Below are 14,182 nucleotides of genomic sequence, written 5' to 3' on the forward strand. Positions count from 1 at the left end.
GCTCTTACCCGTCACGGGGTCTCACCTTGACCAACGACTAACGGCGCTCGATCGTCACCGACTCGATGACGACGTCCTCCTTCGGACGGTCCATACGCCCGGTCGGAACCTTGCCGATCCGGTCGACGACGTCGGTGCCCTCGATGACCTTGCCGAAGATGGTGTGCTGGCCGGTCAGGTGCTGGGTGTGCGCGACGCTCAGCGTGATGAAGAACTGGGAGCCGTTGGTGCCGGGCCCGGCGTTCGCCATCGCCAGCAGGTACGGGCGGTTGAACTTCAGGTCGGGGTGGAACTCGTCCTTGAACTGGTAGCCGGGACCGCCGGTGCCGGTGCCGAGCGGGTCGCCGCCCTGGAGCATGAACTGGTCGATGACCCGGTGGAAGATCGTCCCGTTGTAGAGCGGCTGGTCCGACTTCTGGCCCGTGCGCGGGTCGGTCCAGGTGCGGGTGCCCTCCGCCAGCTCGACGAAGTTCGCCACCGTCTCGGGCGCCTGCTCCGGGTAGAGCTGGATCACGATCTTGCCCAGCGACGTGTTGAGGGTCGCGAAGATCTCGTTGGCCACGGTGGCCGCCTCCTCTTGAGATGGGTTCTGTACCGTCCACTGCGCGGTCTCGGCGCCGCCCGAACACATCACCGTACGTGAACACTTCATCACGCCTCCGGTGTTTACCTTTCGTTCGCTGGGAAGGCTGCCTGTCAGGACCTCGCAAACAGGGAGGTTAGCGTGTCCCTAATGATCAGTATCCGCCGCAAGCCGCAGGACGAGGTCGCCGGCCGGTTCGGCCGCGTCCAGGAGGCGGCCCGCCAGGGCGCCGACATGTGGCGGCAGAACGCCGCCGTCGCGGCCGAGCGGATCGGCCCCATCGCGAACGAACGTGTGCTGGTCGTCCGCGGATGGAGCGCACCGAGGCTCCGGCAGGCGGCCCGGTATGTGGAGACCGGGCTCGCCCCGCGGGTGAGCACGTTCCTGAGCGACGTCGCCGGACGGGTGGAGCCGCCGAAGCGGTCCGCCAAGCCCGGGCGCGGCGCCCTCATGGCGATGATGGGGGTGGTCGCCGCCGTCGGAGTGGCCGGCGCCGTGGCGACGCGGCGCGGCACGATCCGCGACATGGCCAAGGGATCGGGTGAGCAGGCGCACAACGCCACCTCGGCCGACTCCATGACGGTCAGCGGTGCCGACGTCGACGGCCAGGTGCATTCGCCGCACTGAGCGCACAGGGGAAGGGAAGGGCCCGGCCGCACACGGCCGGGCCCTTCCCCGTCCCCGTGCGGCCACCGGGGGCTACCAACCGGTACGGTGAACGCCATGTCGCCGAAACGCCCCCTCCGGCAGGTACTGGCGGCCCGCGCGAGGCAGCGGGCGCGCCAGGGCGTCCACACGGCGGTGCACCGCGGCTGGGCGTGGATCCAGCGGCACGGTGAGATCACCCCGCACACTCCGGGCCGCCGCCGGTTCGCCCATCTGGGCGAGGGCGCCTGCATCGGGTTCCCGACCGGCGCCATCTACGGCGAGCCCTGGATCTCGATCGGCGACCACACTCTGGTCGGCACGCACGTCACCATTTCCGCCGGTTTCGTGCCGGGCCTCGACCTCGGGCCGGACGTCATCGTCCGGATCGGCGCGAGCTGCTCGCTCGGCCGCGGCACCCACATCGTCGGCCACCAGTCCATCGACATCGGCGACGACGTCTTCACCGGGCCGAACGTCTACATCACCGACCAGAACCACACCTACGGCGACCTGCACACCCCGATCGGGCGGCAGTGGCCGGAGAACAACCCGGTCGTCATCGGGGACGGCTGCTGGATCGGCACCGGGGCGATCATCCTGCCCGGCACCCGCCTCGGCCGCAACGTCGCCGTGGCCGGGGGCGCCGTGGTCCGCGGCGAGTTCCCCGACCACTCGGTCATCGGCGGCGTCCCCGCCAAGGTCCTGCGCAGCCACGACAAGGAGAACGGCTGGCAGCCGCCCCTGCGCACCGACCCCCTCATGTCCCTGGACGAGCTCGCGGCCCTCTCGGTGGACGGCCTGGAGGGCCTCCAGATCCTCCAGGACAGGCTGCGCGCCGAGTCCGCCGCCCGCGACGGGGACGTCCTGAGCGAGGAAGCCGGCTGACCGGCTCGCCGTCCGGGCCGGAGAACGCGGAAGAGCCCCGCACTCGCGTGCGGGGCTCTTCCGGTGTCGGTCAGCTGGTGCGGGCGGTCCGGCGGTCGCCCCCGTAGGAGGCGCCCCGGCGGTTGCCGTGCGAGCCGCCGGTGGTCCGGGGACCGCCGCCGCGGCGCTCGCCGGAGGAGTAGGACCGGTGCTCGCCGCGCCCGCCCTCGCCGCCCTGACGGCGGTTGCCGCCCTCGCGGTCGAAGGTGCGCGGGCCGCGGCCGCGGCCGCGGCCGCCCGGACGGCCCCGGCCGCCCTCGCGGCGCGCGGGACGCTCGGGGATGATCGGCTCTTCGATCGGAATGCCGGACGGCTGCCGGGCGCCGGTCAGCTTGACCAGCTCGGAGTCGCCGGTGGTGACCCGGGTCCGCGGGGCGTTGATGCCGGCGCGGCGCGTCATCGCCGAGGTGGAGCGCACCTGGTGCGGCAGGACGAGCGTGACGACGGTGCCGCGCTCCCCGGCCCGGGCGGTGCGCCCGGCGCGGTGCATGTAGTCCTTGTGGTCGGCCGGCGGGTCGACGTGCATCACCAGGGACACGTCGTCGACGTGGATGCCGCGGGCGGCGACGTCGGTGGCGACCAGCACGCTGATGGTGCCCTCGCGGAACTCGGCGAGGGTGCGGGTGCGCAGCCCCTGGCTCTTGCCGCCGTGCAGGCCCGCGGCGCGGACGCCCGCCTGGGTGAGCTGCTTGGCGAGCCGGTCGACGCCGTGCTTGGTGCGGGCGAACAGGATCGTCCGGCCCTCGCGGTTGGCGATCTCGGCCGTGATGGCGCTCTTCTCCTTCGGCGCCACGAGCAGGAGGTGGTGGTCCATGGTGGCGACGGACTCGTCCACCGGGCCGATCGCGTGCGTGACCGGCTCGTTCAGGTACCGCCTGACCAGGACGTCGACGTCCTTGTCGAGGGTCGCGGAGAACAGCAGCCGCTGCCCGCCGGGCTTGGCGGAGTCGAGGATGTCGGTGACGTCGGGCAGGAAGCCCATGTCGGCCATGTGGTCGGCCTCGTCGAGGACGGCGATCTCGACGTCGGACAGGTCGCAGGCGCCCTGCCGCATCAGGTCCTTGAGGCGGCCCGGGGTCGCCACGAGCACCTCGACGCCGCGGCGCAGCGCGTCGATCTGCTTGAACATCGAGGTCTGGCCGATGACGGTCTTGAAGCGCAGGCCGAGCCCGCGGCCGAGCGGCTCCAGGTTGGTCTGCACCTGCTGGGCGAGCTCGCGGGTCGGGACGAGGATCAGCGCCAGGGGGCGCTTGGCGGCGGCCTTGCGGCCGGAGAGGCGGGCCAGGAGCGGCAGCCCGAACGCCAGGGTCTTGCCGGAACCGGTCTTACCGCGCCCGAGGACGTCGCGGCCCGACATGATGTCGGGGATCGCGGCGGCCTGGATCGGGAACGGGGCTTCGATGCCCTGGCGGACCAGGGCGCTCACCAGCACGGCCGGAAGGCCGAGCTCGGCGAAGGTGGGAACCTTTTCCTCGTCCGCGATGGCGGGCATGGTCGGGTTCTGTGCAGCGGCAGCTGTGGTCACGCATTACCTTCCGAGAGGGGGGCACGTCTCGGGAGGCACCTCTGTGGGCGTGGCCTGCAAGGACGAGCCTGGCGCCAGCGTCGGCGCCGAAGATTGATACCTAGAGTCTAACGTCGTCGGGGGACGACCTTATGCCCCGTCCCGGAAGGAACATTCGTCACTCCATGCTCAGCATGCACACGAAACGCCGTCGACGGGGGCGGTGAGCGGGTCGGGGGAACGCCGCGTGACGGCGCCGCCACCGGTTTCCACGGGGTAGCCCTCCCGCGCCCAGTACTCGAACCCGCCGAGCATCTCCTTGACCGGGCGGCCGAGCTTCGCGAACTCCAGCGCCGCCTTCTGTGCACCGTTGCAGCCGGGCCCCCAGCAGTAGACGACCACGGTCGCGTCCGCGGGGACGACCGCGGCGCCGCGCTCGGCGATCTCGGCCGTGGGCAGGTGGACGGCGCCCTGGACATGGCCCTGCGCCCAGCTCTCGGCGCTCCGGGTGTCGACGACCACGAGACCGGGCGTCCCCTCGGCGAGTTGGGTGGCTACGTCCGAGACGTCCGTCTCGAAGGCCAGGCGGGCGGCGAAGTGCCGCAGCGCCTCTTCGGCGGTGGCGGCGGGAGCGGTGACCGTGTTCATCTGCGGGCTCCTTCGGAACGTGAGAACTCTCTCGTGGCCACCTCATCCTCCGGTGCCGGTGAACTGTCCGGAAGTGGCGCGAATGCCGTCTATCGCTAAGATCTCGCCATGGACCTCGTCTCCCCGTCCCGCCGGCACACGGTGTCGGTGCTGGTGTTCGACGGAATGGCGCCGTTCGAGCTCGGCACCGTCGTCGAGGTGTTCGGGCTGCCCCGGCCCGAGTTGCGGGTCCCCTGGTACGACCTGCGGGTCTGCTCGCAGGAGCGCGGCCCGATGCGGGCGGTGGGCGGTTTCACGATGTCGGCCGAGCACGGCCTGGACGCTTTCGCGTCGGCGGACACGGTGCTCGTCGTCGCCGTGCCCGACGTCCACGGGGACCCGACGCCCGAGGTCGTCGCGGCCCTCCGCGAGGCGCACGCGCGGGGCGCCCGTGTGGTGTCGATCTGCTCCGGCGCCTTCGCCCTGGCCGCCGCCGGGCTCCTGGACGGGCGGGAGGCCACCACGCACTGGCGGTACGCCGACCTGCTGCGCCGCCGCTACCCGGACGTCCGGGTGACGCCCGACGTCCTCTACGTGGACGGCGACGACGTGCTCACCGGGGCGGGCAGCGCGGCGGGGCTCGACATGTGCCTGCACCTCGTCCGCAAGGACCACGGCGCCCGGGTCGCCAACGCGGTGGCACGGCGCCTGGTCGTCCCGCCGCACCGGGACGGCGGGCAGGCGCAGTTCGTGGAGGCGGCGGTGGTCCCGCCGGGGGAGGACGACCCGATCGCGCGGGCCATGGCGTGGGCTCTCGACCATCTCGCCGAGCCGATCACGGTGGGCCGGATGGCGCGGGAGGCGTGCCTCGCGCCCCGCACGTTCCTGCGGCGCTTCCAGCTGCGGACCGGGACGAGCCCGCTGCGCTGGGTGGTAGGCCAGCGCGTGCTGGCCGCGCTCCCGCTGCTGGAGGAGGGCGGCGCGCCGGTCGAGGAGGTCGGCGCGGCGGTCGGCTTCGAGAGCCCGGCGACGTTCCGGCACCACTTCGCCCGGACGATGCGGACCTCCCCGTCCGCCTACCGGCGCACCTTCCGCACCACCGCAGGCGCCTGACCTTCCGCCGGAAGGACCTGCCCTCCGGCGGACGCGTCGCGGACGGCCCGGCCGCGGAACCCGCCGCGTCTGTGTGCTCCCTGCCCGGAGTCTGGATGCGCCCCCCGCCCAGGAACGCGGTTGGACGGGGTCGGCCTTCGGCCCGCTTCCGGGCCCGGCCTGAGGTTACCGTCCGGTTACAGTCCCGAACCGGGGAGTGTCCCCGGAGTTTTCTGACCGATCGAGGTCATCGATGTCAAGGGCGTGTTGCGTCCGGCAAGGGCCGGCGGGTGCCGGCGGGCCGCCGGCGGGGCGGCGAGGTCAGCACGCCCCCAGGGCGCGCGGACGAGCGCCCGCGCCGGTCGGCCCCGATGCCCGCAAGATCATTTCGGTCGCGACCGAAACGTTCGGCGGCAAACCAGGAATGCCGACCGTTTGACACAAAGTTCCAGCTCGATCATTGATCGGCGGCCCAGGCCTTTGTTAATCTGCCCCGCGTCAACAGGAAGCGGCCGCTTACCGATCGTGAGAGGCCAAATCCACCCCGCAGCGTTTGTTCACCCCGCCAACAAATAGAAGCCGTTCTTAGTGACCCTGGCCGACACAATCGGCCGCGCACGCCTCCAGCTACACCCGACCCTCGAAGTAGTCAGGTGAACGGTACAAGTTAATGACAGTTCAACCAGAGGCGGCCCCTGCCGCCACCCGCGCCGGCGGCACCTTCGGAAAGCGGATCCTGGCGTTCGCCGGTCATCCGCTGTTCCGTGGTGACGCCCAGGTCGTCCACGGACGCAACCCCTATCGCCGCATGCTCGTGCCCGGTTCGCTGGCCGAGTCCGACTTCGACCGGCCGCCGGGGCCCGGGGAGTGGTCGGCCCATCGCTCCCTCGCCGCACACCGGCTGCTCGGCACCTACTACGAGGCCGAGACGGTGCTCCTCCCCGAACAGGGGCTCGACGGGCTGTACGAAGATTTCGACCTTTTCTACGGGCCGCAGCTGAAAGAACTCCGGGAGACCTCGGCCTCGGCGCTGGAACGTTTCGCGTTCGGCTGCCTCGACGAGGCGGTGGACGTCAGCGGCGCCGCCACGCCCGAGGTACTGGAGGCCTACTTCCAGCACGTCGTGGACGAGGCCGCCGCCGGGCCGTCGCCCGCACTGACCGCCATCGCCGGCGCCCGCGACAGGCGCACCGCCGCCGACCTGTACCTGGTGCAGCTCGCGCTGGACGGCCTCACCGAGGCCTCCGCGATGTCGCGCAATCTCGCCGGCGCCTACGGGCCCGAGCAGTCCGCCCTATTCAAGATCTTCATCGATGAATTCGGCTACGGGGTCTACGACGCCAAGCACACCACGATCTTCGCCAAAATGCTGCGCAGCCGCGCCATGGCGACCCATGTTCATGCGTACTGGAACTTCTATCTGGCCGGTCCGCTGGCGACGAACAACTACTATTACTACCTGTCGCGCGACCATGCGAAGTTCTTCCGCTACGCGGGCGCCGTCACCTATGCCGAAGCCGTTTTCGCGCCCGCCTTCGTCGAGATGGTCAAGGTCTTCCGCGGCATATTCGGCGACACCGTCGATCTGCATTACTGCGACGAGCACGCGCACATCGACGAGCACCACGGGCGCATCACCCGCGACCAGGTGCTGCTGGCCCTCGCCGGGCGGCACGGCCCGCGGGTCGTCCCCGAGCTGCTGCGCGGCGTCGCGGAGGCGCGGCTGATCGGCGGCTGGTTCGAGGACGACACCGCGGCGCAGATCCGCTGGTCGGACGACCTCCCCCGGCACCGGGAACTCGCCGGTTCGGCGCGGACCGGGTCCGAAGCGCCGCGGCGCGTCGTGCTGACCCCCGAGAGCTCGTTCGGGACGCGCACCCACGACGGCGACATCGTCCTGGAGGTGGAACGCGGCGAGGCGGACCTCGTCACGACGCCCACCGGACCGCCCGAACGGCTGGCGCGCGGCGAGGCCCTGCTGATCCCCGCCGGGCGCCTCTACGGGATCCGGCCGGTGACGCCGGAAACCGCCTGCCTCCTCCACACCGTGACCCCCGCCACAACACCCGCCACAACCCCCGCCTGACGCCTCTCCGCTCTCCGCTCTCCCACCAAGACTCCCGTCTCTCCCGCCCCGCCTGACTGCGCCATGCCCAAGTGCCGTCCCCGCCCGTCACCGGCCGCGCCCGAAAGACAAGAGGAGCCGATGGCCCGCGTCATCGTGATGGATCTGCGCCGGCACAACACCGTGATGGTCGGCCACGACCGCTACTTCGTCCTCCACGAGGGCGAACGTTCGCTGCTCGTCCGCGACCACTGCCCGCACCGCGGCGGCCCGCTCAGCCTTGCCCGCCGCACCCCGGACGGGCGGAGGCTCAGCTGCCCGTGGCACGGCACCAAGGTCGGTGTCGCCGCCGTGAAGCGCTCCTGCCTGCCGATGGTGCGCAGCGGGGACGAGGCCGTGGTCGTCCTGCCGGAGGACGACGCCCCCGTCTCGGTCATCCACAAGGAGATCCTCGCCAACCTGCCGCCCGACCCGACCCACGACGAAGGGGCCGAGAGCCGATGAACAGCGCACAGCCGCAGACGCAGGGCGCGGTCGCCGAGATCCGCGACGGACTGGAGCTCGGCGAGTTCCTGAAGTGGGGGCGCGAACTGCACCACCAGGGCCGCTACGAGGACGCCGCCAGGGCCTTCGAGCTCATCCTCGGCATGGACGCGGGCAACCAGGAGGCCGTGATCGGCCGCAACCGGGCCGTCCGGCGCACGGTGCCCCGCTGGCACTGGGAGATGCTGCACGACGAGGAGCGCGCCGAGCTGTACGACCGGGCGATCCGGCAGGCGGTGGAGGCCGCCCCGGACGCGATGGTCCTCGACATCGGCGCCGGGTCGGGCCTGCTCGCGATGATGGCGGCCCGAGCCGGGGCACGGGACGTCGTGGCCTGCGAGGGTCAGCCGTCCGTCGCCGAGACGGCCGCGCGGGTGGTCCGGGTGGCCGGGTACGACGACGCGGTCAGCGTCGTGTCGAAGATGTCCACCCGCATGACGGTGCCCGGCGACCTGCCGAGGCGCGCCGACCTGCTGGTCACCGAGATCGTCGACTGCGGGCTGCTCGGCGAGGGCATCCTCGGCACGATCGCGCACGCCCGCGAGCACCTCCTCGCCCCGAACGCGACGATCATGCCGTCGCGGGGGCGGATCATCGCGCAGCTGATCGAGAGCGAGCCGCTGCACCGCAAGAACCACGTCGGCAAGCTGTACGGGTTCGACCTCGCGCCCTTCAACGGGCTGTCCACGCTGGAGTACTTCGACTCCCGGCTGGCCAAGCACGAGCACCGGACGCTGTCGGAGCCGACGACGGTGTTCGAGTTCGACTTCTACACCGCGGACGCGCGGCCCCAGCGCACGGCGCTGACGGTCCGGCCCACGGCGGCGGGCACGATGCACGCGGTCGCTTTCTGGTTCGAGATGGAGCTCCTGCCGGGAATCGTGGTCGACAACGGGCCCGACGGCGACTCGCACTGGAAGCAGGCGATCCAGTGCCTGCCGCTTCCGGTGCATGTCCAGCCGGACCTGCCGCTCTCGCTGGTCGCGGCCCACGACGGCGAGTGCGTCCGCTTCGAGGTGGGGCCCGAGGAGGTGGTCGCGTGACCGCCGCCACGGAGGCGACAGGCACGGTGACGCCGGGCACCCCGGTCACCCGCATGGTGACGACGGGTACGGCGCCGACGCCCGCGGCGGCGAGCGCCCTCGCCGCCTACTGCTCGCAACGGATCTTCCGGCCGGGTCCCGAGGTCTACATCGAGGGCAACCCGTTCCGGCGGCCGATCGGCCCGCCGGGCGCCGGCCTCCGGGACTTCTCCGTCCCGGCGACGGAGGCGGAGTTCCTCGGCGCCGGTCAGCTCATCGCGGGGCGCGTGCTGTGCAACGCCTACGAGAGCGACATGATCCTGCTGCCACCCGCCGGGCTGGCCTCCGCGAAGGACGACTTCGGCCTCTTCTACGGCGACGAGGTCCGGGCCCTGCGCGACGCCGTCCGTCCGGGCCTGGAGCGGTACGCCTACTCCTTCCTGGACGACGCCGTCACCGTCCCGCCGGTGCGGACGCTGGACGAGCTACAGGCGTACTTCCTCACCGAGGTCAGCGGGGCAGGCGCGCCCGCCGACATGACCGGGAGCAACCCGGCGGTGGACGCCGCGGCCGAGGTGACCGGCACCATGCGGCTGATCACCGAGTGCCGGCAGCCGGAGGAGGCCGCGGCGCTGCACCTCATACAGCTCGCCCTGGACGCGCTGACCGAGGCGTCGGCGATGGCGCGCAACCTCGGCGGCTCCTACGGCGTCGAGCAGTCCGAGCTCTTCAAGATCTTCAACGACGAGTTCGGGTACGGGGTCTACGGCGCCAAGCACAGCACGATCTTCAAGGAGATGCTGGCCAGCGTCGGGCTGCGCACCGACCTGCACGCCTACTGGAACTTCTACCTGACCAGCTCCCTGGTCGGGGTGAACTACTTCAACTGGCTCACCGAGGACCACCGCGGCATGTTCCGCTACATGGCCGCGGTGACGTACCTGGAGTGGCTGTTCGCGCAGGGGTTCGCCGACACCGGCGCCATGCTCCGCGCCGTCTACGGCGACCGCGTGGACGCCAAGTACTGCGACGAGCACGCGCACATCGACGTCCACCACGGGCGGATGACCTACGAGAACCTGCTGCTCGGCCTGGCCCGCGCCCACGGTGAGTTGGTCATCCCCGAACTGGTGCGCGGCATCGAGGACACCAAGCTCCTGCTGCGCCTGGGCGACGCAGACTTCCGGGCGCAGATCGCCTGGGCCGACAACCTCGACCGGCACACCGAGGCGGGCGCCGCACTGGCGTCCTCCGCACTGGACGACGCCGAGACGAGCATGCTCCGTCCGGACAGCCCTTTCTGTACCGGCGTGTACGACTCCGACCGGCTCGTGGAGGTCACGAGCGGCGAGGTGGACGTGTACGCGTGGGCGACCGACCACCCGCACCGGCTCGGCACGGGCGACGTGCTGCTGGTGCCGCGCGGCCGCCTGCACGGCGTGAAGGCCGCCTCGCCCGAGGCCCGGGTCACCGTTCGTTCCGTCGAAAGGACGCCCCTCGATGACTGAGACCGCACCGCAGGCCGGGCCGTCCTCACCGGTCGGCTCCTACAACGAGTGGGACCCGCTGGAAGAGGTGATCGTCGGCGTCATCGACGGCGCCGCCGTCCCGCCGTGGCATCCGGCGATCGAGGCGACCGTCCCGCCCGAGGCGTGGGACTTCTACCGGCGCAACGGCGGTGGCGGCTTCCCGCAGGAGCAGGTCGAGGCGGCCCGCGAGGAGCTCGAGGGGTTCGTGTCGATCCTCGAGGGCGAGGGCGTGACGGTCCGGCGCCCCGACCCGGTCGACCAGTCGCGCCCGTTCGGGACCGCCGGCTGGACGTCCACCGGCGGCTCGTCGCACACCTTCCCCCGCGACATCGCGCTGGTCGCCGGCGACCAGATCGTCGAGGCGACGATGGGCTGGCGGTCGTACTACTTCGCCACCCACCCGTTCCGGACGATCTTCAAGGACTACTTCCGGCGCGGCGCCCGCTGGGTCGCCGCGCCGAAGCCGCAGCTCACCGACGAGTCCTTCAACCCCGGCTACGCCGCGGCCAAGCCGGAGACCATGTCCCTGGAGGACCCGTTCCCGGACGCCACATCGGTCATCACCGAGTTCGAGCCCATCGTGGACGCGGGCGACTTCATGCGGTTCGGACGCGACATCCTCGTCCAGCGCAGCCACGTCACCAACCGGTTCGGCATCGAGTGGGTGCGGCGGCTGCTCGGCGGCGAGTTCCGGGTGCACGAGGTCGCGTTCGCCGACGACCACCCGATGCACATGAACGCCACGTTCGTCCCGCTGCGCCCCGGCCGGGTGCTGGTCAATCCCGAGCGGGTGCCCGAACTCCCGGAGATGTTCGCCGGCTGGGACACGGTGGTCTGCCCCGAGCCCGCCATCCCCGCCGACCAGACGATGTACTTCTGCAGCCGGTGGATCGCCATGAACACCCTGATGCTCGACCAGGAACGGATCTTCGTCGAGGCGCGGGAGACCGAGCTGCTGCGGGTGCTGGAGAAGGAGGGGTTCACCCCCATCCCCGTCCCGTTCCGCACGGTCAACACCTTCGGCGGCGGCTTCCACTGCGCCACCCTCGACGTCCGCCGCCGCGGCGGGCCCGAGGACTACTTCTCCTGACTACCTGCGATCGAGGTCCGTATGTCGTATGACCCGCCCGCGGGCGGCGAGCGTCCGCTCCTTCTCCTGGTCGCGAGCAGCTACTGGGTCTACCGCGAGTACATCCTGGAGTCGGTGTCGCAGCGGTACCGGCTCTGGCTGCTCAACCCGTCCCCGGCGAGCTGGGAGGAGCCCTACATCGCCGGGCACACCGTCGTCGACTGCCTCGACCTGGAAAAGCTCACGGCGGCGGCCCGCGACGTGGCCCGCGTCCACGAGGTCGCCGGGGTGTTCTGCTACGACGAGGTCTACATCGAGACGTCCGCGCACCTCAGCGCGGCGCTCGGGTTCGCCGTCCTCGACCCGGGCGCGGTCGCGCGGTGCCGGGACAAGTCCGCGACCCGGGAGGCGCTGCGGGACGCCGGGTTCCCGCAGCCCGCGTCCCGCGCCGTGTCGTCGCTGGAGGAGGCGCGGGCGTTCGCCGGCGAGATCGGCTACCCGCTCATCGTCAAGCCGCGCAACCTCGGCGGCAGCCTCGGCCTCAGCAAGGTGGAGGGGCCCGAGGACCTGGACGCCGCGTTCGCGCTCACCGACCGGACGCGGATGGGCGGCATCCGCCAGTTCGACGACTACGTGATCGTCGAGGAGTTCCTCGACGGCCCGGAGATCTCCGTCGAGTGCGTCCTGTTCGAGGGGGAGTGCACGCCGCTCATCGTGGCGCGCAAGGTTCTCGGCGGCAGCGGCACCCTGGCGTTCGAGGAGATCGGCCACGACGTCGACGCGAACGACCCGCTGCTGTCCGACACCGGTTTCCACGACATGCTGACCCGCGTCCACGCGGCGGTCGGGTTCGCCGACGGGTACACGCACATCGAGTTCAAGCTCACCCCGGACGGCGCGAAGCACGTCATCGAGATCAACGTCCGGCTCGGCGGGGGGATGATCCCCTACCTCGGCCTGCTGACGTCCGGTGTCGACGGGCCGCTGGCCGCCGCCGACGTGCAGGCGCGCCGTGCGCCGGCCGTGGCGTTCCCGAAGCCGCGCAGGGCGGCCTCCATCCGGTTCGGCTATCCGCCGCACGACATGGAGATCACCTCGGCGACCGCGCACAGGGAGCTGATGCGCCCGCCGGTCGCGGAGGTCGAGCTCGCCGTGCAGCCGGGCATGCAGGTGCGGCTGCCTCCGAACGGGCTGGCCCGCTGCGGCTACGTGATCGCGGTCGGGGAGACGCTGGAGCGGACCCGCGCCGCCGTCCCGGACGCCGGGCGGTACTTCACCTTCGAGGGCACCCCGCTGGAGCAGGCACCATGACGTCCGCGGAGCACCCGACGATCCTCGCGACGCTGCGCGAGATGAGCGGGACGGTCCGGATCCTGGTCCTCGGGAACCTGGTCAGCAACCTGGCGGCGTTCCTCAACGCGTTCCTCGTGCTGTTTCTGACCGGCGAGGGGTTCAGCGCGTGGGAGAGCGGCGTCGTGCTGACCGCGCTCATGATCGGACGGATCTCCGGGTCGGCCGTGGGCGGCGCGGCCGCCGACCGTGTCGGGTACCGCTGGGTCATCGTCGGCTCGATGGCGGGCACGGCGGTGCTCACCGCGGCCCTCGTGCACGTGCCGAACATGTGGGTCGGCGCTCTCGTCGCCGGGGGAGCGGGGCTGACCGCGACGGCGTACCGGCCGGCGGCGATGGCGTGGGTCGTGGAGCTGACGCCGAAGGACCGGCATGTGATGGTCTTCTCGGTGCTGCGGCTGACGTTCAACGTCGGCTCGACGGTCGGCCCGATGGGCGCCGCGCTGCTGCTGACCTACGCGTCCTATCACGCGCTGTTCTACGTGGACGCGGCGACGTCGCTGGCGTTCGGCGTGATCGCCTACGTGGCGCTGCGGTCGGACGCCGAGCCCGAGACCGGGGGCGGCGGCTCCGGCGGGGAGCGCGCCGGCTACGGGCAGGTGCTGGCCGACCGGCGGTTCATGCTCGTCGTGCTCGGCCTCTTCCTCACCGCCATGACCTACATCCAGTCGTCGGCCGCCCTGCCGCTGTTCGTGACGGGCTCGGGCCATGACGAGCGGATGTTCGCGATGCTGCTGACCGTCAACGGGGGCATCGTCATCGCCTTCGAGGTGCTGCTGTCCAAGTGGCTCCAGCGGTTGCCCATCGGGGTGCCGATGGCGCTCGGCATGGCGATGCTGGGCGTCGGCCACCTGATCTACACCGGCCCCACGCCCGTCGCCCTGCTCCTCCTCGCGACGGTCGTGTGGACGTTCGGGGAGATCATCGCGGCTCCGTCAATGATGGCCTACCCCGGCCTCGTGGCACCGCCCGCGCTGCGCGCCCGCTACATCGCGGCGGCGACGATCCCCCAGCAGGTCGGCTACGCCGTCGGCCCCATGATCGGGGTAGCGGCCTGGCATGCGTGGGGCTCGGGCGTCTGGGTGCTGACCGGGGCGTTCGGGCTGGTGGGCGCCGCGGCCGTCGCCGCGGGCGCCGGGCTGGCGCGGCGCCGCCCGGCGCAGGAGCCCGAGCCCGCCCTGGAGCCGGCCGGGGCGGCCGAGGCCGGCGATTGAGGCGCACGTCAC

13 protein-coding genes are annotated in these 14,182 nt (G+C 71.7%); 10 read left to right on the forward strand and 3 right to left on the reverse strand.

Translation table 11 applies throughout. The annotated features are described in order from the left end of the window. Positions 1 to 37: 37 nt before the first annotated feature. Complete coding sequence (locus tag FKD65_RS23875; protein ID WP_141579596.1) at positions 38 to 562, reverse strand: peptidylprolyl isomerase; 525 nt, start codon at positions 560 to 562, stop codon at positions 38 to 40. Positions 563 to 733: 171 nt separating this feature from the next. Between FKD65_RS23875 and FKD65_RS23880 the strand changes: the two genes are divergently transcribed. After that, a complete protein-coding gene (locus tag FKD65_RS23880) occupies positions 734 to 1,210 on the forward strand; it encodes a hypothetical protein (protein ID WP_141579597.1) in 477 nt (158 codons plus the stop codon). Positions 1,211 to 1,306: 96 nt separating this feature from the next. Beyond that, on the forward strand, positions 1,307 to 2,116 hold the full coding sequence (locus FKD65_RS23885; protein WP_141579598.1) for an acyltransferase: 810 nt from the start codon (positions 1,307 to 1,309) through the stop codon (positions 2,114 to 2,116). 70 nt (positions 2,117 to 2,186) lie between these two features. On the opposite strand, the gene FKD65_RS23890 is transcribed toward FKD65_RS23885, so the two are convergent. Together FKD65_RS23890 and FKD65_RS23895 are read right to left on the reverse strand one after the other, a co-directional pair. After that, entirely contained in the window at positions 2,187 to 3,647 is a 1,461-nt protein-coding gene (locus FKD65_RS23890) for a DEAD/DEAH box helicase (RefSeq protein WP_141579599.1), read from the reverse strand. A gap of 201 nt (positions 3,648 to 3,848) precedes the next feature. Further along, on the reverse strand, positions 3,849 to 4,307 hold the full coding sequence (locus tag FKD65_RS23895; protein ID WP_141579600.1) for a rhodanese-like domain-containing protein: 459 nt from the start codon (positions 4,305 to 4,307) through the stop codon (positions 3,849 to 3,851). Between the two features lie 108 nt (positions 4,308 to 4,415). Between FKD65_RS23895 and FKD65_RS23900 the strand changes: the two genes are divergently transcribed. The 8 genes from FKD65_RS23900 (at position 4,416) to FKD65_RS23935 (ending at position 14,170) form a co-directional block, all read left to right on the forward strand. Further along, a complete protein-coding gene (locus FKD65_RS23900) occupies positions 4,416 to 5,399 on the forward strand; it encodes a helix-turn-helix domain-containing protein (protein ID WP_141579601.1) in 984 nt (327 codons plus the stop codon). 649 nt (positions 5,400 to 6,048) lie between these two features. After that, entirely contained in the window at positions 6,049 to 7,464 is a 1,416-nt protein-coding gene (locus FKD65_RS23905; protein ID WP_141579602.1) for an iron-containing redox enzyme family protein, read from the forward strand. Between the two features lie 120 nt (positions 7,465 to 7,584). Further along, positions 7,585 to 7,947, forward strand: a complete 363-nt coding sequence (locus tag FKD65_RS23910) for a Rieske 2Fe-2S domain-containing protein (protein ID WP_141579603.1) — start codon at positions 7,585 to 7,587, stop codon at positions 7,945 to 7,947. Next, positions 7,944 to 9,029: a 50S ribosomal protein L11 methyltransferase gene (locus tag FKD65_RS23915; RefSeq protein ID WP_141579604.1), complete on the forward strand. Its 1,086-nt coding sequence runs from the start codon at positions 7,944 to 7,946 to the stop codon at positions 9,027 to 9,029. Before FKD65_RS23910 ends, FKD65_RS23915 begins: the two co-directional genes overlap by 4 nt. Beyond that, a complete protein-coding gene (locus FKD65_RS23920) occupies positions 9,026 to 10,516 on the forward strand; it encodes an iron-containing redox enzyme family protein (RefSeq protein WP_141579605.1) in 1,491 nt (496 codons plus the stop codon). The genes FKD65_RS23915 and FKD65_RS23920 overlap by 4 nt, the downstream gene beginning before the upstream one ends. Then, positions 10,509 to 11,627 carry an amidinotransferase gene (locus FKD65_RS23925; protein ID WP_141579606.1) on the forward strand — a complete coding sequence of 373 codons (1,119 nt, stop codon included), beginning with the start codon at positions 10,509 to 10,511 and terminating at the stop codon, positions 11,625 to 11,627. The genes FKD65_RS23920 and FKD65_RS23925 overlap by 8 nt, the downstream gene beginning before the upstream one ends. 21 nt (positions 11,628 to 11,648) lie before the next feature. Next, on the forward strand, positions 11,649 to 12,917 hold the full coding sequence (locus FKD65_RS23930) for an ATP-grasp domain-containing protein (protein WP_141579607.1): 1,269 nt from the start codon (positions 11,649 to 11,651) through the stop codon (positions 12,915 to 12,917). Then, positions 12,914 to 14,170, forward strand: a complete 1,257-nt coding sequence (locus FKD65_RS23935) for an MFS transporter (protein WP_141579608.1) — start codon at positions 12,914 to 12,916, stop codon at positions 14,168 to 14,170. Before FKD65_RS23930 ends, FKD65_RS23935 begins: the two co-directional genes overlap by 4 nt. Positions 14,171 to 14,182 lie beyond the last annotated feature (12 nt).

The sequence above is a fragment of the Actinomadura sp. WMMA1423 genome (assembly GCF_006547145.1).
Lineage (GTDB): Bacteria > Actinomycetota > Actinomycetes > Streptosporangiales > Streptosporangiaceae > Spirillospora.

Coding starts and splice junctions, on each gene's coding strand:
- FKD65_RS23880 (WP_141579597.1), top strand. CDS start 734: ATGATCAGTATCCGCCGCAAGCCGCAGGACGAGGTCGCCGGCCGGTTC.
- FKD65_RS23885 (WP_141579598.1), top strand. CDS start 1,307: ATGTCGCCGAAACGCCCCCTCCGGCAGGTACTGGCGGCCCGCGCGAGG.
- FKD65_RS23890 (WP_141579599.1), bottom strand. CDS start 3,647: ATGCCCGCCATCGCGGACGAGGAAAAGGTTCCCACCTTCGCCGAGCTC.
- FKD65_RS23895 (WP_141579600.1), bottom strand. CDS start 4,307: ATGAACACGGTCACCGCTCCCGCCGCCACCGCCGAAGAGGCGCTGCGG.
- FKD65_RS23900 (WP_141579601.1), top strand. CDS start 4,416: ATGGACCTCGTCTCCCCGTCCCGCCGGCACACGGTGTCGGTGCTGGTG.
- FKD65_RS23905 (WP_141579602.1), top strand. CDS start 6,049: ATGACAGTTCAACCAGAGGCGGCCCCTGCCGCCACCCGCGCCGGCGGC.
- FKD65_RS23910 (WP_141579603.1), top strand. CDS start 7,585: ATGGCCCGCGTCATCGTGATGGATCTGCGCCGGCACAACACCGTGATG.
- FKD65_RS23915 (WP_141579604.1), top strand. CDS start 7,944: ATGAACAGCGCACAGCCGCAGACGCAGGGCGCGGTCGCCGAGATCCGC.
- FKD65_RS23925 (WP_141579606.1), top strand. CDS start 10,509: ATGACTGAGACCGCACCGCAGGCCGGGCCGTCCTCACCGGTCGGCTCC.
- FKD65_RS23930 (WP_141579607.1), top strand. CDS start 11,649: ATGTCGTATGACCCGCCCGCGGGCGGCGAGCGTCCGCTCCTTCTCCTG.
- FKD65_RS23935 (WP_141579608.1), top strand. CDS start 12,914: ATGACGTCCGCGGAGCACCCGACGATCCTCGCGACGCTGCGCGAGATG.